The sequence below is a fragment of the Paracoccus methylovorus genome (assembly GCF_016919705.1).
In the GTDB taxonomy this organism is placed as follows: Bacteria; Pseudomonadota; Alphaproteobacteria; order Rhodobacterales; family Rhodobacteraceae; genus Paracoccus; species Paracoccus methylovorus.
In genome coordinates this window covers 130,080-151,780 of record NZ_CP070372.1, presented here as the reverse complement: position 1 = coordinate 151,780, position 21,701 = coordinate 130,080, and the positions used below count along the sequence as shown (strand labels likewise).

24 protein-coding genes and 3 pseudogenes are annotated in these 21,701 nt (G+C 62.0%); 9 read left to right on the top strand and 18 right to left on the bottom strand.

What is annotated here, in order from left to right:
- The first annotated feature begins 9 nt into the window (after positions 1-9).
- From JWJ88_RS21235 to JWJ88_RS21220, 4 genes are all read left to right on the top strand, one after another.
- A complete protein-coding gene (locus JWJ88_RS21235) occupies positions 10-705 on the top strand; it encodes a hypothetical protein (RefSeq protein ID WP_205296958.1) in 696 nt (231 codons plus the stop codon).
- Between the two features lie 18 nt (positions 706-723).
- Entirely contained in the window at positions 724-2,088 is a 1,365-nt protein-coding gene (locus JWJ88_RS21230; protein ID WP_205296957.1) for an aspartate ammonia-lyase, read from the top strand.
- Positions 2,089-2,154: 66 nt separating this feature from the next.
- Positions 2,155-2,942 (top strand): IS5-like element ISPme2 family transposase gene (locus tag JWJ88_RS21225; protein WP_088238952.1). Its coding sequence is split into 2 segments (ribosomal slippage): positions 2,155-2,491 and positions 2,491-2,942, totalling 789 coding nucleotides; the frame shifts between segments, so codons are not numbered across the junction.
- Positions 2,943-2,965: 23 nt separating this feature from the next.
- Positions 2,966-3,967 (top strand): glycoside hydrolase family 3 N-terminal domain-containing protein, encoded by a 1,002-nt coding sequence (locus tag JWJ88_RS21220; RefSeq protein ID WP_205296956.1) that lies wholly within the window; start codon positions 2,966-2,968, stop codon positions 3,965-3,967.
- A 256-nt stretch (positions 3,968-4,223) separates the two neighbouring features.
- On the opposite strand, the pseudogene JWJ88_RS22255 reads toward JWJ88_RS21220, so the two are convergent.
- From JWJ88_RS22255 to JWJ88_RS21190, 8 genes and pseudogenes are all read right to left on the bottom strand, one after another.
- Positions 4,224-4,358, bottom strand: a pseudogene (locus tag JWJ88_RS22255) (ABC transporter permease subunit); the annotation flags it as partial.
- Between the two features lie 145 nt (positions 4,359-4,503).
- A pseudogene (locus JWJ88_RS22250) lies at positions 4,504-4,653 on the bottom strand (hypothetical protein); the annotation flags it as partial.
- A 66-nt stretch (positions 4,654-4,719) separates the two neighbouring features.
- Positions 4,720-4,845 (bottom strand): hypothetical protein, encoded by a 126-nt coding sequence (locus tag JWJ88_RS22030; RefSeq protein ID WP_256439750.1) that lies wholly within the window; start codon positions 4,843-4,845, stop codon positions 4,720-4,722.
- A gap of 28 nt (positions 4,846-4,873) precedes the next feature.
- Positions 4,874-5,422: an ABC transporter permease gene (locus tag JWJ88_RS21210; RefSeq protein ID WP_205296954.1), complete on the bottom strand. Its 549-nt coding sequence runs from the start codon at positions 5,420-5,422 to the stop codon at positions 4,874-4,876.
- 14 nt (positions 5,423-5,436) lie between these two features.
- Positions 5,437-5,757 (bottom strand): hypothetical protein, encoded by a 321-nt coding sequence (locus tag JWJ88_RS21205; protein WP_205296953.1) that lies wholly within the window; start codon positions 5,755-5,757, stop codon positions 5,437-5,439.
- Positions 5,758-5,831: 74 nt separating this feature from the next.
- The gene (locus JWJ88_RS21200; RefSeq protein WP_205296952.1) at positions 5,832-6,185 is read right to left on the bottom strand and encodes a hypothetical protein; all 354 of its coding nucleotides are present in this window, start codon (positions 6,183-6,185) and stop codon (positions 5,832-5,834) included.
- 8 nt (positions 6,186-6,193) lie between these two features.
- Positions 6,194-6,511 carry an alpha/beta hydrolase family protein gene (locus tag JWJ88_RS21195; protein WP_205296951.1) on the bottom strand — a complete coding sequence of 106 codons (318 nt, stop codon included), beginning with the start codon at positions 6,509-6,511 and terminating at the stop codon, positions 6,194-6,196.
- Between the two features lie 187 nt (positions 6,512-6,698).
- Positions 6,699-8,288: a GMC family oxidoreductase gene (locus JWJ88_RS21190; protein ID WP_205296950.1), complete on the bottom strand. Its 1,590-nt coding sequence runs from the start codon at positions 8,286-8,288 to the stop codon at positions 6,699-6,701.
- Positions 8,289-8,479: 191 nt separating this feature from the next.
- On the opposite strand from JWJ88_RS21190, the gene JWJ88_RS21185 reads away from it, so the two are divergent.
- Entirely contained in the window at positions 8,480-9,361 is an 882-nt protein-coding gene (locus JWJ88_RS21185) for a sugar phosphate isomerase/epimerase family protein (protein WP_205296949.1), read from the top strand.
- A 513-nt stretch (positions 9,362-9,874) separates the two neighbouring features.
- Here JWJ88_RS21185 and JWJ88_RS21180 read toward each other — a convergent pair.
- The 7 genes and pseudogenes from JWJ88_RS21180 to JWJ88_RS21150 form a co-directional block, all read right to left on the bottom strand.
- Positions 9,875-11,045, bottom strand: a pseudogene (locus tag JWJ88_RS21180) (amidohydrolase family protein).
- A 171-nt stretch (positions 11,046-11,216) separates the two neighbouring features.
- Complete coding sequence (locus JWJ88_RS21175) at positions 11,217-12,611, bottom strand: nucleobase:cation symporter-2 family protein (protein ID WP_205296948.1); 1,395 nt, start codon at positions 12,609-12,611, stop codon at positions 11,217-11,219.
- A gap of 70 nt (positions 12,612-12,681) precedes the next feature.
- Positions 12,682-13,725 carry a CobW family GTP-binding protein gene (locus tag JWJ88_RS21170; protein ID WP_205296947.1) on the bottom strand — a complete coding sequence of 348 codons (1,044 nt, stop codon included), beginning with the start codon at positions 13,723-13,725 and terminating at the stop codon, positions 12,682-12,684.
- Positions 13,726-13,744: 19 nt separating this feature from the next.
- A complete protein-coding gene (locus JWJ88_RS21165; protein WP_205296946.1) occupies positions 13,745-14,299 on the bottom strand; it encodes a UbiX family flavin prenyltransferase in 555 nt (184 codons plus the stop codon).
- A gap of 38 nt (positions 14,300-14,337) precedes the next feature.
- Positions 14,338-15,717: a UbiD family decarboxylase gene (locus JWJ88_RS21160; protein WP_205296945.1), complete on the bottom strand. Its 1,380-nt coding sequence runs from the start codon at positions 15,715-15,717 to the stop codon at positions 14,338-14,340.
- 61 nt (positions 15,718-15,778) lie between these two features.
- Positions 15,779-16,684, bottom strand: a complete 906-nt coding sequence (locus JWJ88_RS21155; protein ID WP_205296944.1) for an amidohydrolase family protein — start codon at positions 16,682-16,684, stop codon at positions 15,779-15,781.
- A 17-nt stretch (positions 16,685-16,701) separates the two neighbouring features.
- A complete protein-coding gene (locus tag JWJ88_RS21150) occupies positions 16,702-17,643 on the bottom strand; it encodes an amidohydrolase family protein (protein ID WP_205296943.1) in 942 nt (313 codons plus the stop codon).
- Between the two features lie 223 nt (positions 17,644-17,866).
- On the opposite strand from JWJ88_RS21150, the gene JWJ88_RS21145 reads away from it, so the two are divergent.
- From JWJ88_RS21145 to tnpB, 4 genes are all read left to right on the top strand, one after another.
- Complete coding sequence (locus JWJ88_RS21145) at positions 17,867-18,811, top strand: LysR substrate-binding domain-containing protein (protein ID WP_205296942.1); 945 nt, start codon at positions 17,867-17,869, stop codon at positions 18,809-18,811.
- Positions 18,812-18,902: 91 nt separating this feature from the next.
- The gene (locus JWJ88_RS21140) at positions 18,903-19,391 is read left to right on the top strand and encodes a transposase (RefSeq protein WP_205296941.1); all 489 of its coding nucleotides are present in this window, start codon (positions 18,903-18,905) and stop codon (positions 19,389-19,391) included.
- A 155-nt stretch (positions 19,392-19,546) separates the two neighbouring features.
- Complete coding sequence (locus tag JWJ88_RS22245; protein WP_407673951.1) at positions 19,547-19,783, top strand: transposase; 237 nt, start codon at positions 19,547-19,549, stop codon at positions 19,781-19,783.
- Between the two features lie 180 nt (positions 19,784-19,963).
- Positions 19,964-20,326 (top strand): IS66 family insertion sequence element accessory protein TnpB, encoded by a 363-nt coding sequence (gene tnpB, locus JWJ88_RS21130; protein ID WP_205296940.1) that lies wholly within the window; start codon positions 19,964-19,966, stop codon positions 20,324-20,326.
- A gap of 145 nt (positions 20,327-20,471) precedes the next feature.
- On the opposite strand, the gene JWJ88_RS21125 is transcribed toward tnpB, so the two are convergent.
- From JWJ88_RS21125 to JWJ88_RS21115, 3 genes are read right to left on the bottom strand one after another with little or no spacing between them, the layout of a single operon-like run.
- Positions 20,472-20,639, bottom strand: coding sequence for a hypothetical protein (locus JWJ88_RS21125; RefSeq protein ID WP_205296939.1), 168 nt, complete (start codon positions 20,637-20,639; stop codon positions 20,472-20,474).
- Between the two features lie 8 nt (positions 20,640-20,647).
- Positions 20,648-21,310: a response regulator transcription factor gene (locus JWJ88_RS21120; RefSeq protein WP_205297154.1), complete on the bottom strand. Its 663-nt coding sequence runs from the start codon at positions 21,308-21,310 to the stop codon at positions 20,648-20,650.
- Positions 21,310-21,549, bottom strand: a complete 240-nt coding sequence (locus JWJ88_RS21115; protein WP_205296938.1) for a PepSY domain-containing protein — start codon at positions 21,547-21,549, stop codon at positions 21,310-21,312. The genes JWJ88_RS21120 and JWJ88_RS21115 overlap by 1 nt, the downstream gene beginning before the upstream one ends.
- Positions 21,550-21,701: the final 152 nt, after the last annotated feature.

Genomic DNA, 21,701 nt, shown 5'->3' with positions numbered 1-21,701 from the left:
GACATCATCATGCACAACCAGATCCGCGACCTTGCCTTTGCCGACGAGTTCATTAAGGCGCAGCTTGTTGAAAATCCTAAGGATTACCTGGTCGAGGACGCCGTCGTCATCAACCTGTCGCCCGCGCCGCTGGTGACCGGCACCGATCACCCCACCATCGTCCCGGCGTGGAAGTCGACCTGGCTCAGGGGTGGGACGATTCGCTCGGGCGAGCGGGCCGCGATCATCAAGGTGCTCAAGCCCACCAACCTCGGCGGCTGCATGTTCCGGGGCTGGGACTGGCTCGGCAACCGGATCAAGAACTTTCCGCGCGACACGCCGCTGTTCATCTCGGCCCAGGACACGATCGGCTCGGTCACGACCGACCCCTATGTCTTTACCAACGAACGCCGCACGTCCGAGGAACCGCAGGAGTTCGAGCTGAAGTTGAACCTGTGGTGGTCCCCGGGCAATACCGATTGCTTTATCCATAACGAGCACCCCTTCCTCGAGGTGCATACTCAGATCCACGGCCTCGGTCGGATGCAGAAATTCGTCGAGCGCCGCGAGAATACCCTTTATGAAGATGTAATCATGCCGATCGGCTATTCGCACGATCCGTTTTGTCGCGTGACCGGCCCGAACCAATGGACCTATCCTTGGCATCGCTATTACGCAGACACCGACTCGGTCTGGCTGGCGGTCGAATTGCACCCCAAAGGCTGACAGGGCCAAGGAGACGCAATGATTCCCGGCGCATCCTGGACCCGCATCGAAAGCGACGAACTGGGCAGCCGCCGGCTGCCAGGCGAGGCGCTCTATGGCATCAACACGCTGCGCGCAGTTGAGAACTTCCCGGTTTCGGGCATGAAAATAGGGTCGCTGGCGCCGCTGATCCGCGCTATGGCGTTGACGAAAAAGGCTGCGGCTGCGGCGAATTACCGACTGGGTAAGCTGTCGGCGCGCAAGGCCGAGGTGATTGGCCGGGTCTGCGACGAGTTGATGGCCGGCCAGCATGGGGCGCATTTCATCGTCGACGTGTTCCAGGGCGGCGGTGGCACCTCCAGCCACATGAACCTTAACGAGGTGATTGCCAATCGCGGGCTGGAGCTGATGGGTCGTGCCTGCGGCCAGTATGAGCACCTGCATCCGATCCGCGACGTCAACCGCTCGCAATCCACTACCGACGTTCATGCCACGGCGCTGCGCGTCGCGCTGATGCAGGGAGCGCCGGGGCTGGAGCGGGCGCTGCTGGCGCTGGCCGACACCTTTGCCGCCAAGGCGCAGGAGTTCGGTAGCATCCTCAAGCTGGCGCGCACCCATCTGCAGGATGCCGTGCCAATGACGCTAGGCGAAGAGTTCCACGCCTTCTCGACCGCGCTGCGGCACGAGGCGGCACGGATCTGGCCGGCCTCGCAAAGTCTGGCGGGGCTGAACCTGGGCGGCACCATGGTCGGCACCGGCCTGGCCGCGCAGCCGGATTTCGCCGAGACGGTCATCGCCGAGTTGCAGCGCCTGACCGAACTGCCCCTGCGCCGCGATGACGATCTGGTCTGCGCGGCCTGGAACAGCGCCGGCCTGGTGCAGTTCTCATCGCTCTTGCGCGGCATCACGGTGACGCTTTCCAAGATCGCGAACGACTTGCGCCTGCTGTCCAGCGGCCCGCGCGGCGGCATTGGCGAGATCGCCCTGCCCGCCGTCCAATCCGGCTCGCCGCTAATCGGGGGCAAGGTCAATCCCGTGATCCCCGAAATGGTCAGCCAAGTTGCCTTTCATGTCGCAGGGGCCGATGTTGCCGTCGGTATGGCGGCTGAGGCCGGACAGTTGCAGCGCAATGCATTCGAGCCGCTAATGGCGCATTGCCTGCTGACCAGCTTGGGCATGATCGAGAGCGCTGCCCGCATCTTTGCCGAACGCTGCGTGCAGGACATCCGGGCGGTGCCCGAGGCCTGCGCCGGCAATCTGTCGGCACCCGGCACGCTGGCAGCCGGGTTGGTGCCCCTGGTCGGGCCGGAGGCCGCTGCCGATATCGCTGAGGCGGTTGCCGATGGCAAGGATCTGGGCGCGCTCCTACGCGCGCACGGCCTTGCCTCAGGTCCGGCTGATTGAGCCTAGGGCGTGTTGACAAAAGGGATTCACCGGGCGCGGTGATCGTGATTCAAGCTGGTATCTGCAATGGAGACCAGCGTGGCACGAAACCTGATGTCGAACGACGAGTGGGCGTTCTTTGAACGCTTCATCCTGGCTGTCCGTTCTCCGAACGGCCGCAAGCCCACGAACCATCGGCTTGTTCTGGATGGGATTTTCTGGATCGCCCGAACGGGGTCGCCCTGGCGCGACCTGCCGGAAGAGTTCGGCAAATGGTCGTCTGTCTATCGGCAGTTCCGGCGCTGGACGTTGGCGGGGCTGTGGGAACAGATCCTGGAGGCGCTGAACGAGAGCCGGATCGTGCCGGATGCGCTGCAGATGATCGACAGCACCGTGGTTCGCGCTCATCATCAGGCAGCGGGCGCAAAAGGGGGACTCCGCGCCAAGGTTTCGGCCGCTCGCGAGGTGGCTTCACGACCAAGATCCATCTGCGGGTCAATGCGGCAGGCCTGCCCATGAGAACCGAGATCACGGCCGGGCAGACATCGGACTACCTCGGCTTCGATCTGGTCATGGCTGACAACCTGCCCGAGCCAAGCGTTCTGCTCGCAGACCGCGGCTACGACTCCGACAACATCCGCAAGACCATGGAGGTGCGCGACGTGGTGCCGGTCATCCCCATGCGCAAAACCCGGAAGCTACGGGTCGCCGTTGACCGCAGGCTCTACCGCCTGCGCAATCTCGTTGAGCGGTGCTTCAACAAGCTCAAGAATGCCCGTCGCGTCGCCACCCGCTACGACAAGACCGCCGAAAGCTTCCTGGGCTTCATCGACATCACGTCGATCCGCCTCTGGCTCCGCCATTTGTCAACATGACCTAAGCCGCAAAGGATACTGACATGAGCCTGAAGGCCGATACCTATGCCGTGCTGCTGCCGGCGATCGACAATCTGGTGCTGACTAATCCTCTGGCACGTTTCTTGGATCAAGGCGGGCGTGCCCTCCTGATCGGCGAAACACGCGAGGAATATGTCGCACGCAGTATGTCGGACGCTCGCTGCTCGGGTGAAAGCGTCGAGAAGTTGTGCGCGCTGACCGACCGGATCACCGGTTTTGCCGGCCCGGCACTGGTGGCGCTGGACCAGGAGCCCTCGGGCATCCGCCGGCTGCACGGGCTGGTGCCGCAACTGCCCGACAATCATGCGCTGCACGCCATGGCCTCGGAGGAGATCGAGCGGGTCGCGTTCCGCATGGCCCAAGCGGCACGCGGAATGGGTTTGACCATGTTCCTGTCGCCGGTCATCGACGTAGTGACCGGGCACAATCCCTGGCTGCAGGGCCGGACATTGGGCACCGATGCGGCCGAGGTGGCGCGGATCGGCAGCGCCCATATCCGCGGCGTCGAGGCGGCGGGCGTCGTCGCCACCGCCAAGCATTTCCCCGGTCATCACAACATCGACGGCGACCCGGCAGTGGATGTCGCCACGGTCAGCGGCGGGACCGACGCGCTGGCGCCCGGCATGGTTCCTTTTCGCGCGGCCATCGCCGCGGGTGCGCGAGCGGTGATGACCGGCCCCGCGCTGGTGCCGGGGATGGACGCTGTGATGCCCTCATCGCTTTCCGTCCCCACCATCGCCGCACTACGGGGGTTAGACTTCACCGGGCTGGTGGTCAGCGACGACCTCGACGCCATCGGTATACTGCGCGGCCAGCGCGACGTACCAACGGCGGCGGTCGAAGCTTTGCGCGCAGGGTCGGACCTGCTGCTTCTGTCGGCGGAAAACGATCTGGAACAGGTCCGCAGCCGTATCCTGTCGGCCGTCGCCGAGGGCAGCCTGCCTGAGGAACGCCTGACAGAAGCCGCAGACCGCGTCCGCGCGCTTGCTGACAGCATGGGCTGAGGGAGGCCGGTCGACCACTTGGCGTCACCGGTTGGTGAAGCGGTTGAACAATGTCGCCGCGACGATGATCACCACGCCCTTGATAATCAGCTGGGCCTGCACCGGCAGGCCGACGATCACCACGAAGTTGAAGGTCAGCACTAGGATGATTGCACAGCACGCTGTTGACGACCGAGCCGCGGCCGACCCAGTTGCCGACGCTGCCGACATAGCCGACCAGCACCAGCCCGGCGATGGTCGCCATCACGCTGCAGATCACATAGCACAGAATCGTCACGCCGCCGGCATTGATTCCCAGCAACTCGGCCGAGCGGGGGTTGCCGCCGGTGATGTAGATCTTGCGCCCCAGCACCGTGCGGCTCAGCAGGAAGGCCGCGCCTGCCAGCAGCATCAGCAGCACGATCAGGTTGACCGGCACGCCGGCGATCTTGCCCGTGCCGATAGAAGCGCAGGGCCGACGGCAGCCCGCCGCCCGGCACGCCTTGGGTGTAGTAGAACCGCGCGCCCTGAAGCACGGTCATCATCGCCAGAGTGGCGAGGAAGGGCGAGACGTTGCGCCGCACCGCCAGCCAGCCGTTGACGAAGCCCACCGCCACGGCCAGCGCCAGTGACATCAGGACGACCTGCGGCAACACGTCATTTCCGGTGGTGTTGAAGGACGTGGCGACTACCGCCACCGTGGCCATCAGCGAGGCGACCGACAAACCCAGACCCCGCGCCAGGATCACGAAGGTCTGCCCGATCATCACGATTCAGAGGGGCGGGGCTTGGGTCAGGATGTCCTGGAAGTTCCTCAATGACAGGAACGAGGACTGCATCAGGCCGGCCGCGATGAGGATCACGCCGAGCGCCAGCGGCAGCGCGATGCCCGGCGTCAACCGAAAGCGGTGGGAGAGGTGGCTTCCGTCATAGCTTGCGGCTCCGGGCGACATAGATGGAGACGGCGGCGAGGATCACGATGACCTGGACCACCCATTGCACGAAGGTCGTGACATTCATGTAGTTCAGGACATTGCCCAGGACGCTGACCAGCGCGAGGCCGATTGCGGTTCCGAAGACCGTTCCGACGCCTCCGCCCAGCATGGTGCCGCCCATGACGACCGGGACGATCGAGGCCAGCGTCATCGCGTTGCCGACCCGCGGATCGCCCGTGCCAGTGCGGCAGGTGAGATATATCCCAGCCAGAGCGGCGAAGAAACCCGAGGCCGAATAGGCCAGTATCGTCACCCGGCCGACCGAGATGCCGACGGCCTTGGCCGCCACGGGATTGCCGCCGACGGCATAGACGGACTGCCCGGTCCGGGCCGAGCGTAGAACCAGCCCGAGGATCATGAAGGCCGCGATGGTAATCATGGCTACGAAAGGAATGCCGCACGCCGCGTCATAAGCGAAATCCTCAAGCCAGATCGGCACGCCGCCGACGGGCTTGGCCGGATCCGAGTTGGCATCTGTCATGATGAACTTCTCGATCAGGTGCTTGCGCTGCGCGGCCTGATACTGGACGCCCTGGCGAACGTCACCAGCCACAGGTCGGCCTGCGAGGCGTTGGCGAAGCCGATGCGATAGGGGCCATCCTTCTTGAACGGCGTCGTATCGACCATCTCGGTGATATCCGGATTCCAGATGAAGGTGCACGGCAGGCCGTCATATTCTGCATGGGCGAGTGCCGGCAGCATCAGGGTGCCAAGGGCAAGCGCGCCCAACAGGTACCGCGAACGCGACTGGATGGAATGTATCATGGGTTCCCTGCGAATTTTCGTAGCTGATGTGCTCTGGATACGTAACCGCATGGATTCATGCGCTTCCTTCTGACGCGATACTCTGCGTCAGAAGGAAGCGCAGATTGGGGGCGCTTTGGTTCAGGTTACAGATTGATCCTGAACCATTCGACGGTCTTGGGTGCCAGATCCTTTTCGACAAGATCAATGGATACCCCGGCGCCGAAATCATGGTCGGATTCAAGCACCACCAGATCCCCGGTGCCCTCGTGGTATTGCAGCAACTGGTTGCCGGCGATGGGCTGCGGCGCGACGATGGTTTCCTTTGCGCCCACGATAACGCGCAACGGTCCCGGATAGGGGGCGATGGCACCGGCCGCCGACATCAGCGGCAATTCGTGAAAGAATCCGCCCTTCAGTGTGGTCTGCCCGCCCCAGAAAAGATTGGCGGTGATCGTCTCGTCCTTGCCGTCCCCCATGAGGGTGGAATAGGGTGCCATCGGATTGGTCACCGGTGCCCAGAGGACGACCGCATCGGTCTCGGGCCGCGCGGCGGCCAGATGCGCGCCGACCTAAGCCCAGGATGCCGATGCGGCCTGCCGTCGACCTTGGGCAGGACCTGCAGATAGCCGAAGGCGTCGACGGCATCCGCGATCTGGCCTGAGAAGGTGGTGTCTTGCCATTCGCTCGAGCCGGTGAAGTCGATGCGCAGCGACGCGATCCCTGCCTCGGCCAGCCGATCGGCTATAAAAGTGTACAGCCCAGTTTCGGTTCCGGCGATGGTGAATTCGTTCTTGCTGCCGGTGAAGCCGTGCATCATCAGCACGACCGGAGGATTCTGGGCTCCGTCCGGCAGGTTCAGGATCCCGGCAATCCGTTTGCCATGCAGGTCGATGGTGACAGCGTCCTCGACCGCCAGCGCCGGCGTGGCGCTCAGAAAGGCAAGGGCGATGAGAGCAGTATTTTGGTCATGTCATTCCTCCTCTGTCGGTCTTGCGGTTAAGGCCGCCCAGTCACCCACGCCGGATCATGTCGGCCAGCTTTTCCCCGATCATGATGCAGACGGCGTTCGGATTGCCCGAGATCAGCGTCGGCATGATCGAGGCATCGGCGATCCGCAGCCCCTCGATCCCATGGACGCGCAGCTTCGGATCGACGACCGCCATGTCATCCGTTCCGGCCCGGCAGGTGCCCGCAGGGTGCAGGGCTGCATGGGCCGTTGTCTGGCAGAAGCGGCGGATCTGATCGCGGGTGACAGGCCCGGCCTCGGGCAATTGGCGGCGCGCGACGAAGCGGCTGATCGCGGATTGCTCCATCACCTCAAGCGCGAACATGGTGCCGTCGGTGATGGTTTCCAGGTCATGCGGATCGCTGAAATAATTAGGGATCACGCGGGGGAAGGCGGTGGGATCGGCGCTGGTCAGTCGCACCTCGCCGCGCGAGCGCGGGCGGATCTGGCCAAGGTTGATTGTGCAGCCATTACCGCCCGGCACGGCCTCGACCCCCTCCTCGATTCCAGCACCGACGACCATGAAATATTGCACATCGGGATGCTTTTCTGACCGGTCGGCCCACCAAAAGGCGCCGCCCTCGATCAGGTTGGACGAGGCTGGGCCACCCTTGAACAGCAGGTAGTTCAGCCCCGCTAGTGCCTTCCAGTGCAGCTTCTTGTACTTGTCGTAGCTGTGCGATCCATTGAGCTGATAGATAAGCGAAATCTCGATATGGTCCTGAAGGTTCCGCCCGACGCCCGGCAGGTCGTGGACGACTTCGATACCGTGGCGGCGCAATTCGTCGGCAGGACCGATACCCGAGAGCATCAGCAGCTTGGGCGTATTGATCGCGCCCACCGAGAGGATCACCTCTCGCCGGGCGCGTATCGTCCGGGTCTCGCCCTTCAGGACATATTCGATCCCGGTCGCGCGGCCGTTCTCGACCAGCACGCGCAGCACCCGCGCACCGGTTCGCACCGAAAGATTCCGCCGCTTGCGGGCTGGTTTCAGGTAGGCGACCGCCGCGCTGCTGCGGCGCCCGTTGCGTGCAGTGATCTGGTAAAGCCCGCAGCCCGCCTGATCACCAGAGTTGAAATCCGGGTTCAGCGGCAGCCCCTTCTGCTGGCAGGCCTGTAGCCAGGCCCGGGTCAGCGGGTGGATATGGTCGATGTCCGAAACCCCCAGTGGGCCGTCGATGCCATGGGCGTCGTTGCAGAAGCGGTTGTTGTTCTCGGCCTTGCGGAAATAGGGCAGAACGCCCTCATAGCCCCAGCCGGTCGCACCAAGGTTTTCCCACATCGCGTAATCGTCGGGATTGCCCCGGATATAGATCATCGCATTGACCGAAGACCCGCCGCCCAAGACGCTGGCCTGCACCATCGTCGGTGGCTCGGTGCGGTTCTGGCCGTCCGTCGGCTCCCAGGGGAAGCGCTTGAGCAGCGGGCCCTGTGCGGTTTTGTAGTAGGCGCCGGGGATATGGATATAGGGGTTCAGATCGCGTGGGCCTTCCTCCAGCAGGGCAACCTGCGTATCGGTGTCCTCGCTGAGGCGCGAGGCCATGACGCAGCCGGTCGAGCCGCCGCCGACGATGACATAATCCGCCCAGTCCATCCCGTATCTCCTTCCGGCCTGTTGACGCAGTAAGCCGGGCGAGGGAGGAGTTGGCAATTTCGCAAGCATGACGCCAATGACGCAACAGCGCGCGGCGATTGCGTCAAGTTGCGCAAGAATTCGTCGGACTGCGAAATTGCCGTTGCACCGGCTAGCGCGGAAAATGCGAATGTCCCACGAAAGGAAAACCCATGCGCGCCGAGCGCCAGAAAATCGTCCTCCATTCCCTGATCGCCAAGGACGCACCGATGGCGATGGACCTGAAGATCGCCGCTGATCTTGGCTATGACGGCATCGAAATCTCGGCCGCCAAGATGCGCGCGTTCCTTGCCGCCGGCTGGACCGAGGCCGACTTGGCCGGGCGCCTGCGCGATTACGACATTCCCGGCACCGGCTTTTTGATGGATATCGAGCGGCACGGCGATGCCGAGCCATCGCTGTGGCAGGATGCCGCCGAACTTTTCCATCTGGCGCAGATCGCCGGGGCGAAGGCCGTGCAGGCGATCACCGGCCCGGTCTCGGTCGCCACGGTCAGGGCGCATGCGGGGGGCCGGCCGGTGACCGGCTATTCTGGCGTGCTTGGGCTTTCCCGCGACGAGCAGATGCGGATCGCCGCCCGCAATCTGGCACGGTTGGGCGACATGGCGGCCGAGAAAGGGCTGATCCTTTACCTTGAAGCGCTTGGCTGGTGCCCGCTGAACACCATCTCGGACCAGTTGGAACTGATCGACCGGGCAGGGCGGTCCAATGTGAAGATGGTGGTGGATTTCTGGCACTGCTATGTCTCTGGCGACAGCCCCGAGCGGATCGCGCGGATCGACAGGAATGCGATCTATGGCGTGCATGTCTGCGATTCCCTGCGCCACGACGGCGGCATCCCGGATGAGGCGGTGCTGCGCGACGTGCCCACCGGCAGCGGTGTACTGGACCTTCGGGAATGGGTGGATGCGGTGAAGGCGACAGGCTACGTCGGCTGGTGGAGCGGCGAGTTGTTCTGCTGCAGGCAGCATCAGGACGACAGTTTCAAGGTCGCGGCCGGGATGAAGGCGCTTCTGGAACGCCTCGTCCTCTAGGGCTTCCGGTGGCAAATTCGCGGACGCGAGTATCCGCAGCGCGAGCGGATCACACTGATAGCGTTCTTTCCGGCGGGTGGTTTCGGCATTGGCAACTGGAGCGCCAACCTGCCGGCGCTTGGCGGCTGGCGTGGCTTGATGAGGGCGCGCTGCATTGTCCGCGGGTCGGGCGCAAAGATCCATGCACAGGTGGCATGCCCATTATATTACATAATAATGGTTATCTTTTTTGATTTTGTAAAGTGACCTGATCAAGATGGCCACCCGGAGCGTATAGCGCGGGGCGGCGCAGTGGGCAGGTACTCAGGGGTAGAAAGCGTCACCAGCAACGCCAACTCATTTCTCAGGTTCGGCTTGACGGTCATCGCAGTGGGCTTTCGGTGTGGAGCCCCTTCTCTCTACTTTGGACCTTGCCGTTCATGCTTCGAGAGCTGTCGAAATGTGATCGCTGGCCTTGGTCAGAAGAAACAGCGCATGTCTCTGCCGGCCGACAGGCCAGCAGGACAGAGCCGCTCAGGCATCCACACGCTCAAAACGGACCGGGGCATCGCGATGAGTGATCTCGGAAACAAGCCTTCCGCGCGCAAAGGTGCTGGAGCCGGAGGGGCCGCCGGCGACCAGCGTATCGATGTCCTCGGCCCGCATGATATTGAGGTTGGCCGGCGCACCCTTGCGGATTGTGTAATCGCCCAGCCCCATCAACTTCGCGGGAACATCGGTTATCATGGCATAGGCGGTTGCCAGTTCGTCCCCTTTCAGATGTCCCGCAAGCAGGGTCCAGCGCGCCATTTCAAGCATGTCGCCAGAGCCGGTCGGAACGAAGGGATCCTGGATATTGTCCGAAGCGGTCGCAATTGGAACTCCGGCGCGCACCAGTTCGGCAACCCGCGTCAGGCCGCGTGATGACGCCGATCTGCAACTCGATGATTTCCGCCATGATCCGTTCAAACTCGGGGCGAGGAATCGCGCTGAGGACGGAAGTATGGCTAAGAACCGTCCGGCCCTGCATGCCAAAGCGACGAACCCGCTCGAACACCTTGCTGAAATGCAGCCGGTTCGGGTCCAGATGTTCGTCCATATGCAGATCGACCGGCAATCCGCGGCGGGCCGCAGCATCGAAGATAAGGTCAAGGTAGCGGTCGGGATCCTCGGCCACGGCGGGGGTTCCACCCAGCGCATCGGCCGACGCCGCCGCGCGGTCGATATTCGCTGCCAGCCAGTCCAGATCCTGACGGGGATGGGGCGTCATGAAGGCCACGAGTTGCAGCACCACCCGGTCCGACCAGTCCGAACGCAACTGTGCCAGCGCCTCGATTCCGTTGAAGCCGGCGTCCTTGTCGACGTTGACATGACTGCGGATCGCGGTTGTGCCACGTGACAGGCATTTCGCGATCGTCTTCGACGCACGCCTGAAGATATCCTCGGGGGGCGCTTGCCGCGCATATGCAGCAAAAGCATCGCGTGCGCCCTGAAGCGTCCCCGATGGATTGGGTGCAAAACGCAGCACGCCCGTCTTGTCCAGATGCTGGTGTGCATCGACAAAACCCGGCGTGATCAGGCAACCTTCAGCATCGACGCGCAGCATCTGGGGCGTAGGCGCGATATTCTCCGCGATTTCGGCAATACGGCCCTGCTGGTCTATCAGGATATCGGCCCGCAGCAACTTGCCGTCAGGAGAAGTCATGCGGCCACCCTCGATCAATGTCGGACGAAGGGGAGAAGAGATCTGTTCGGTCTTGGTCATATCGGGCCTCGGTCTTGGCGGGGACTAGGCGCGGCCGTTGGCACGATGCGCGCAGGACGGCACTCGGATCAGTAAGGGGAACCGGGGCGTTTCTTACCCCGGCCCGGTTTTTCAGACGTTCGCTTGCATTTTCATTGACCCAAGCTCGTCCGTGGAAGGGCCGCTCTCAGGGTTGCGGTGCAGCGGGTGATGCGCATGGTCGCAATCGCCCCCTGCCCCGTTCAAAAGCAGGTTCAGCGTGACCGAGACAAGGCAGGCGACGACGACGCTGCTGTGCAGGACCGACTGCGACCATTTCGGAAGCTGCTCCAGCAGGCCCGGCGACAGGATCGGGATGAAGGCAATCGCCAAAGTCAGGGCAACGATCAGCATATTATAGCGGTTGTTCGCATAATCGACCTTTGCCAGAGACTGAATCCCGGCTGCGGCCACGATCCCGAACATGGCAATTCCTGCCCCGCCCAAAGCCGGAGCCGGAACTGCTGCAAGGATGGCGCCGAACTTGGGGAAAAAGGCGACGACGCAGAAGATCAGGCCGCACAAAGCTACGACCCAGCGGCTGCGCACCCCACTCAGAATGACAAGGCCCACGTTCTCCATATGTGCAATAAAGGGGAAGCCGGCAAAGACACCCGCCACGGCGCTGGCAAGGCCATTGGCACGAATGCCGTCTGCCACCTGCTCGGGCGCGACCTCTTTGTCGACGATGTCGCCGATCGAGATGAACAGGCCCATCGATTCAACTGTCTGGACCAGCATGACGATCAGGATGGTGACAAAGGGCAGTATCGCAAAGGTGGGCAGGCCGAACTCGAACGGGGTCGGAACGATCAGCCACGGCGCCTCGCGCACGGGGGTCAGGTCGCCCATGCCGAACAGCACGGCGACCAGCGCGCCGACAGCCAGACCGCACAGCACCGCAAGATTGCTGACAAGGGCCGAGCCAAAGCGGTTGCAGGCAAGGATCACGATCAGCACCAGCATGGCGATGGCCAGATAGCCGGGATTACCGAAATTCGCACTTCCATGACCGCCACCGGCCCATTGATAGGCAACCGGCAACAGCTGCACACCGATCGCGGTCACGATGCACCCCGTGACGACCGGCGGAAAGAACCGCCGCAGGCGTCCCGCGATTGGAGCAATCAACATGATGCAGACACCGCCCAGCATCACCGCGCCGCAGACGCCGGCGATTCCCACGCCCGGCATGGTGCCGACGGCGATGATCGCCGAGACGCTGCTGAACGCGACGCCGTTCATGATCGGCAGCCTGACGCCAAAGCGCCAGAAGCCGATAGTTTGCAAAAGCGTGGCGATCCCCGAGCAGAAGAAAGTCGCGCTGATCAGCAGGATGGTTTCGCTCTGGCTGAAGCCCAACGCGCTGGCGATAATCAACGGAACCGCGACCGAGCCGACATATGAGACGGCCAGGTGCTGAAGCGCCAGAGCAAGCATCTGCCTTACCGGCAGGACCTCATCAACCGGATGTATTCCTTTCGCCATTATCCCCTCCCTGGGATTATTGTTTTTCAGCTTTCGGCTGAATATTCGCGCGAAGCCGCCTGTCTCTCCCTCAGGCGGCAGCCACGCATTCGGCCAGACGTGCCTGCAATGCGGCACGGTCCAGATTTCGACCAATGAAGATCATTTTGTTGCACCTGATCTCATCCGCCCAAGGATGGTTGGGGCGGAATTCGATCTCACTATGTACGCCGTGCAGAACGTAGCAGTAGTCGTCATCCTTGACAGAAAAGATTCCCTTCATCCGGAACAGATCGGCGGTGTCCTGCCCCTTGAGTTCCTGCACCCAGCGGGCCATCGCCGTGGCGTCCATATGGCCGGGCAATTCGATCCCGACCGAGGTGACGGATGCGTCATGGGTGTGGCTTGCATCCTTGTCCCAGGGCGCAGGGTGATGATGCGCATGGTCGTGATCAGGAGGGTCCAGCCCGATATCCGCCGCCATCTTGCGATTGCGGTCAAAGGCCGCAAGACCCAGTATCTTGCCCAAGTCGATCTGCGCGAAACTCGACCGCACGATCTCGGCAGTCTCGTTCAACTGCTGCACGCGCGCGGTGACCTCGGCAATCTCATCCTCGGTCGCGATGTCGATCTTGTTGATGACGATACGATCCGCACAGACGATCTGGTCCACGGCCTGATTGTCGAAAGCATCGACCTTTCCGTCGTCCAGATGACGCAGGATGTGCTTGGCATCGACCAGCGCAATGACACCGTCCAGATTGGTTTCCTCGCGGATCGGATCGTCAAGAAAGAAGGTCTGCGCCACGGGATAGGGATCGGCCAGACCGCTCGTCTCGATGATGATATGATCCAGACGGTCGGGACGTTCCAGCAACTGGCGGATCACGCGCAAAAGATCGTCACGAGCCTCGGCAACGCAGCAAACGCAGCCGTTGGTCATTTCGAAGATTTCCTCGGTGCTGCCAACGACCAGATCGCCATCGATTCCGATCTCACCGAATTCGTTCTCGATCACGGCGATCTTCATGCCGTGGTTTTCCTTCAGGATATAGTTCAGCAAGGTGGTCTTGCCCGACCCAAGGAAACCCGTCAGCACGGTGACCGGAATCTTGTCTTTGACTGATTTCTGCATGTTTTCCTCCCAGATTTGTTCAAGGCGTCTTGACCCAACGCCGCACTTGCGCCGCGTCGAGATCGAAAAGGTCCAGCACGCGCCCCAGCGTCTGATCGACCAGATCGTCGATACTTTCGGGCTTGGCGTAAAAGGCAGGGACCGGCGGGGCGACGATCGCGCCCATCTGCGTGACCGTCAGCATGTTCGTCAGGTGGCTTTGCGTCAGCGGCGTTTCGCGCGCCAAAAGAACCAGTTTGCGGCGTTCCTTCAGCGTCACCTCGGCGGCGCGACTGGCAAGGCCAGAGGTGACGCCTTGCGCGATCTCGGCCAGGGTTTTCATCGAACATGGCGCGATGATCATCCCCATGGTCTTGAATGAACCGCTTGAGATGCTGGCGGCGACATCGTCGGGTCGGTAAAGAAAATCCGCGCGGGCCTCGACATCCGACAGCTTGAACGAAGTTTCGTGTACCATGGTCAGAAGCGCGGCGCGGGTTACGGTGACATGGGTTTCGATCCCAAGCTCGCGCAGCATCTCCAGCAGGCGCAGGCCGTAGAGGAAGCCCGAGGCGCCACTGATCCCCACAGCCATCCGTGGCGGAGATTCCTGGCGGGGGACATGATGGGCGTTCACGATCTTGCCCCCGCCAACTGACGCAGGATTGTCTGCGCCTTGGCCTGCGCTTGGGCGCTTAACGTCGCGCGGATGCCGTGGAAATCCGGGCCGCGTGTCGCGTCCAGCGCCAGCCGCGAGGTCGTGCCGTCTGCGGTGGATGACGGGTCGAGTGGACTACCCGGCAGGCCGTCGATGGTGAACATATCGCGATGCGGCTGAAAATGCGTGGCAAGGGCCCACAGGACCTGACTGTCTTGGGTGACGTCGACATCGTCATCGACCGCGATCACGGTTTTCAGATAGGGGTCCCAGCCCAGCAGGCCCAGCATGACCTGACGCGCCTCGCCAGGGCGGGACTGTTTCAGACGGACATAACAATGGAAGTGCGTGCCCGAGGTCGGGTAATGCAACCCGGTGACCGAGGGGAAACGGGCCTTCAGCTTCTCGTACATTTCGGCTTCACGTGGCAGGCGCGCAAGGTTGAGATGCTCGTCCGTCGCACCGCCGACCACATCGACGAGCCAAGGCGCACGTTTGCGCAGGATCGCGGTGACGTTGAACAGGGTGTTGGTGGAACGATCCGAGGAATAGCCCGAAAATTCGCCAAAGGGCCCTTCCGCCACATGCGCCTCGGGGTCGAGATGACCCTCCAGCACGATCTCGGCGGCAGCCGGCACGCCTATTCCGTGACAGGGTGTTGCAATCATCTGCAGGGGCGCGCCCATCAGCGCACCTGCCACCGCGCGTTCATCGACGCCATAGGCAACGCGGGCCGATGCCGCCAGCATGAACAGCGGATGAGAGCCGATGACCATGGCGACCGGCAGCGGTTTGCCCCGCTCTTGCGCCGCCTGATACATACGCCAAAGGTGGCCGCGGGAATGCAGGCTGGTGGCCAGCGCATTCTGCGCATGGCGCATCGAGCGGTGATAGCTCAGGTTGGCAATTCCGGTTTCAGGGTCCGAGGCGACGATGATCGCGTTGGTGACATAGGGGCCTCGGTCGCTGTCGAAATGGCGCAGCATCGGCAGGTTGGCCAGATCGACCGCATCGCCCTCGGTCACCACCTCGGTCACCGGGCCGTCCTCGACAAGAACCGGCGTGATCGGGGTATTCGCACGGCGCTGATATTCGGCATGAAGGTTTGCGTGATCCGTGCCAAGGATGCGGGCAATTCGGTCGCGCGAGGCGAATACATTGGTTGCCACAGGAACGTCGCTGCCGGGAACCTGATCGAAGCAAAGCATCGGCGCACGACCATCACGCGACAGGGCCTCGACAATCGCGGTGATCTCTTGCCCATCGGCCAAGGGCGTTGAAACGCTTAGGACGTCATCAGGAAATCGGTCGCGATAATCGGCTGCAAAGGTCTGGAAATCCTGGGAATCGCGCATCTCGCCCTCATATTGGTTGGTGACTTGGGGTGCGGGAAATCGGCCCCGCACCCCCGCCGTCTCAGACGTAGGTCGCCGTGAGACGCTTCTCGGCCTCGGCCAAATCCTTGGGAGGTTTGGTAGGTTCGATGCCGACAAGACGGGCAATATTGTTGCCGAGATAGTCTTCCAGAATGTCCTCGCTGAGGTTCATCCCCTGCGGTTCGGGCGAACACAGAACCTCAAGCTCGCGCAGCCACATGCCGGGGTTGTTCGGCGGCGAGTCGGTGCCGAAGACGATCTTGTGGGGCGGCAGTTGCTTGGCGAACTCCACGATCCGCGACTGAAAGCACCAACCAGATTCGCAATAGACGTTGGGCGTGTCCATCGCCATCCAGAAGGCCTCAAAGGAATAGTTGCCGCCGGTCTGGATGCCGAAATGGCCGATGATGAAGTTGACCATCGGGAATTCGCGAATGATCGGATAGAACTGCGTCGGGATGGAATAGGGCCCGTCGCCCGTATGGATCAGCACCACCACGCCCAGTTCGGCGCATTTGCGCATCGCGGGGCGCAACCACTCCAGCGCGCGGTCGGGGCGATAGCCATGCATGTTGGAATGCAGCTTCAGCATCTTGAAGCCATATTCCTTGACATGGAACTCCAGTTCGGCGGCGCCTTCTTCCGGCCCCCAGCGCGGGTTGAAGTTGAAGTTGCCGATGAACCGGTCCGGGTATTTCTGGCACAGCTCGGCCACATAGGCCATGTAGTCGCGGATGCCCTCACGACCGCGCCGGTTCCCGTCGCGATAACCGGTATTTCCGGGCGGGGGCTGGATAAAGCCCATGTCGATCCGGCGCGGCTTGCCGTTGATCATGTAAGGGCCGTCCATCAGCTTCAGCATCCGCTCGCCGGTGAAGGGCTCGCCGGTGTGGCGCCAGGCTTCGTCGACCAGATTGGTCGGATGCAGGTGAGTGTCGATGATCATTTTCTTCTCCGCGGTACTTAGACGAGCGTGGCCAGATAGTGCTGGTTCTTGATGCCATGGCGCTCTAGCTCCGCGACTGCATCTTCGTAGGTGGCTGGCTGAGGGGTGGGTTCGATACCGATCATCCGGGCCAGATTGTTGCCGAGGTAATCCTCGAGTGTGGTTTCATCGAGGTTCATGCCCTGCGGAGGTTCGTGGCACAGAACCTCAAGCAGGTTCAGCCACATGCCCGGCTCGTTCGGGGGCGTGTCGGATCCGTAAAGGATCTTGTGCGTCGGCAGTTCCTTGGCGAATTCGACGATCCGCGACTGCAGGCACCAACTGCTTTCGCAATAGACATTGGGGAATTCCATCGCCCACTGGAATGGTTCAAAGCAATAGACGCCGCCGGTCTGGACACCGAAATGGGCCATGATGAAATTGACCTGCGGATATTCCTTAATCATCGGAATCCACTCGGTCGGGATGCTGTAGGGTCCGTCGCCGGTGTGGACCTTCACCAGAACCCCAAGCTCGGCGCATTTATCCAATGCAGGACGTATCCAGTCCTTGGCACGGTCGGGGCGGTAAGCGTGCATGTTCGCCTGGAACTGCACCATCTTGAAGCCGTGTTCCTTGACGTAGCGTTCGATTGCCTCGACGCCGTTCTGGACTCCGCAGCGCGGGTTATAGACGAAACAGCCGATGAAACGGTCGGGATATTTCTGAACCATTTTCAGCGTATAGGCCATATAGGCGTCGATGGACTGGCGGCCATCCAGATCGCCGTCAGTCCAAGTGTAGATGGTGTTGCCCTGTGGCGGCTGGATAAAGGCCTTGTCGATCCGGCGCGGTTTGCCATTGATCGTGTAAGGACCGTCCATCATCTGGATAAGCCGTTCGCCGGTGAACGGGTCGCCATCATGCTGCCACGCAAGATCGACCAGATCGGTCGGATAGCAGCTTGTGTCTATGATCATGCCAGGTCTCCTTTTAGCGCGACCCCTGCCGGGCCGACTGTTCGGAAAACCGCTGTGTCTTCCCTCTTGGACAGGCCGTGGCCTGCCTAGCGCCGCCCGGCGGCCCTCGGTCATCTTGCGACCGACTTTCATTGACAGCAGTGATTCCCCTCGGATTCCACCTTCACATGAGAGAGTTGAGACGTATAATATCCGTTTAAGGGGATGGTGATAGGTTTTCGATATGAACAAACTGGACATCCGTCAGTTCAATCTCAGGACGCTGCGCTATTTCCTGGTTCTTTCAGAAGAGCTACATTTCAGCCGGGCGGCAAAAAGGCTGAACATGTCGCAGCCGCCTCTAAGCCAGCAGATCCGTCAGTTGGAGGAGAGCCTTGGCTTTGCACTGTTTTCGCGCGGCCGGCACAATGTTGAATTGACGCCCGCTGGCCATGTCTTTCGCGAGCAAGTTCCTGCCATTTTCGGCCAGTTGGAAAAAGCCGTGACCATCGCCCGCCAGACCGCGCAGGGCGAAGTCGGAAGGCTAGAGATCGGCGTCATAAGTTCATCTCTAGTCGGCGTGGTCCCCATCGCACTTGAAAAATTCCGCGAACGGTACCCGGATACGCAATGGACGCTTCATGAACTTCCGCCGAACCTGCAGATTCAGGGACTTCTTGAAAAACAGATCGACGTCTGCCTGTTCCGCATGCCGCCTCAACAAGAGGGGCTGCACCAGGAAAAGATCATGGAAGAGGACCTTATGATTGCGCTGCCCCGCGCACATCCTCTCGCAGACCGGCCCTCACTGGCCCTGACCGATCTTCGCGAGCAGCCTTTCGTCATGTTCGGCCTGCAAAAATCCCGATTTGCAGATTATCTTTATGCCTGTTGCGTGCAGGCCGGCTTTATTCCCCAGATCCGTCAACAGGTGGTCGAGGTGCAAACGCTTCTTAGCCTAGTAGGTGCGAACATGGGCGTGGCACTTCTGCCTACAAGCATGCGCCATATCGCGCAGCGCAACGTGATCTTCAAAAGCATTAGCGGCGCGCGCCCCAAAATCCCGCTCCATGCAATCTACCGCGAAAATGACCCTTCTCCGACGCTTGGGAATTTCTTGAACATCCTGAAAGATCTGGTGCAGGAAGACGCCCAAACAACTCACGTTCAAAGCTCATCACTGTCATGACTGCCCCCTCTTGGCTCTGATGATGTAACCGCCCCCCGGCGGCATCTGTGTGCCAAGGTGGGTCTGCAACGCTCCACAAAGGGGAGCGGTCATGTCGGAGATTATCACTGTCGGTCTCGATCTGGCGAAGAATGTGTTTCAGGTCCATGGTGCCGATGGCGCAGGCCGCACGGTTCTGCGCAAGAAGCTGCGGCGAGCGCAGGTGCTGGAGTTTTTCAGCGTAATTGCGCTATGCACCGTTGCGATGGCAGCCTGTGGCGGCTCGCATTTCTGGGGGCGGGAGATCGCCCGGCTGGGACTGGTGCCGCGCCAGCATTCGACCGGCGGCAAGCAGCGCCTCGGGGCGACGACCAGAATGGGAGAACGGTCCCTCCGGCGACTGCTGATCCTCGGCGCCAACAGCGTCATCATCAAACGGCATGTCCACGCTTCCGCCCGCCCCCGGACATGGCTGGGTGGGATGCTGTCACGCAAGCCGCCAATGCTGGTGCGCGTGGCGCTGGCCAACAAAGTGGCGCGCATCGTTTGGGCGCTGATGGTGAAAGGCGGAGAATACCGGGCTCCAGCCGCGTCAGCATAAGCCGACCGTTGGCTGCGAGGACGTCAGAGCGGAAGAGGGCAAAGAGCAGTATGGCGCAACGGTCGTGAGACGTAAGCGGTCTCTGCCTCCCACCTTCTCCTCGGCATTCTGATCGGTTCATTGGATCGTGATGATTGTTGGGATGGAGTTTTTCCATGGAGTCTGCATTGGAGCTTCTCCCGGCTGGCGGTCGGGGCCGTCGGAACCGGAAGTGGCCGGATGAGGTGAAGGCGCGGATCGTGGCGGAGACGCTGGTGCCGGGTGTGACCGTGAACGCCGTGGCGTGTCGGCACGGGGTGCCTGCGAACCATGTATCCTCGTGGCGAACGCTGGCGGGAAAGGGCGGCTGGTGCTGCCTGCGCCGGAGGATCCGGTGGAGTTCGCGGCACTGATGCTCGGCCCCGCTGAGGATGCGCCGCGCGCCGATGTCGGTGGCGTGGCCCGGCCGGAAATTGTGGCAAGCGCGGTGGTGATCCGTTCTGGAAGCCGCGGGCCTCGGCGGAGCGGCTCGCGTTGGTCGTGCGCGCCTTGGCGGCAAGCCGGTGATCTTCCCGTCGAACCGGGTGTGGATCATGGTGGCGACGAAACCCGTCGACTTTCGCAAGGGTCATGATGGCCTGGCTGCGCTGGTACCGTCTGTGCTACGCAAGGATCCGTTCACCGGTACGGTTTTTGTGTTCCGCGCGCGCCGGGCTGACAGGCTGAAACTGCTTTACTGGGACGGCACGGGTCTGGTGATGGCCTACAAGCGGCTGGAGGATGCAACCTTCACCTGGCCCGCCATCAAGGACGGGGTGATGGCGCTGAACCATGCCCAGTTAGAGGCGCTGTTGCCGGGCTCGCAAGGTCAAGGCTCTGGAAACCCGCCCGCCAGCGGCTGGTCGCGCGGCCCCTCCAACGTCAGGACCCGGCGTGCGCCCGCGGGGGCTGCCTGATCCGCCGGCAGTGTATAGCCCCACAGTGACCGCGAGCGCTCCATCTGGTCACCCAGCAAGATCTGCCAGTAATGCCCCGAAAACGGCCGGTTATAGATCGGATCACCTGGCACGGTTTTCAGCCGGGGCAAGTCGCCATCCTGCTCTACATGGCAATCAGGGAAAGCACCCTGTCCTCCAGATCGGCCAGAGCGACCCTCTCGACATGGCAGTCGAACAGCACCGCCAGCCCGATCGCCGCGGCGCCCAAAGCAGCAAGGATTGCCGCCCCCCCGACCACAAGCAGCCGCCAGCGCAAGGACAGTGGCCGCATCCGTGACCTCATTCGGTCGCGTCCAGTCCATAGCCAAATCCGCGCCGCGTCGTAATTATTCCCGACCCGAGCTTGCGGCGAATGCGGGTAATCACGGCCTCCAGCGCATTCGCCTCGCGCGCGTCATTGTCACCATAAAGATGTTCCAGAAGTTCGGTCGGCGGCACCACCCGGTCACGATGCAAAGCCAGATAGGCGATCAACCGGAATTCCAAGGGTGTCAGCGCCACCGGAATGCCGTCCACATCAACCGTCATCCGATTCAGATCGACACTGAGCCTGCCGATCCGCTGCCGCGCGCTGCCGCGACCACCCGCCCGGCGGACAAGCGCGCGCACGCGGGCCACCAGTTCCTCCATGCGAAAGGGCTTGGGCAGATAATCGTCGGCGCCAGCATCGATGCCCTCGACGCGTTCAGTCCAGGCGCCACGCGCGGTCATGATCAGCACCGGACAATCGCAGCCCTCGCGTCGCCAGCGCTTCAATACGCTGAGCCCGTCCATCCGTGGCAGCCCCAGATCCAGAACGATCAGGTCATAGGCCTCGGTGCCGCCGCGAAACCATGCGTCCTCGCCATTATCGGAATGTTCGATACGAAACCCGGCTGCCGAGAGCGCGCATTCCAGATCTTTGGCAATACGGCTGTCATCCTCTACCACAAGCACGCGCATCAATCGTCGTCTTCCTCATATTCGAGGATCTCACCGGTTGCAGCGTCAAGGTCGATCTCGATCAGCCGCCCGTCCGGTGTTACCAGTTCGACTTCATATTCCCAGACGCCGTCCTCGAACTCCAGTTCGATTTCGATGATCTGGCCGGGGTGATCGCGCGAGACAATGGCAAGGATTTCCTCCAACGGTAGAAATTCGCCGCGACCGACGGCATCGCGGGCCACTTCGTAATCGGGCATGGATCTATCGGCCGGGGATCTATCGGCAGGTTGCCCGCCGCCCGCCAGCGGCAGCAGGGCAAACAGGACCGCAAGGGAAAAAATGGCAGGGTCAATCGGCTCATGAGCGGTTTTTAGCCGCTCTGTCCTGATATTTCCCTGACAGGCCGGAT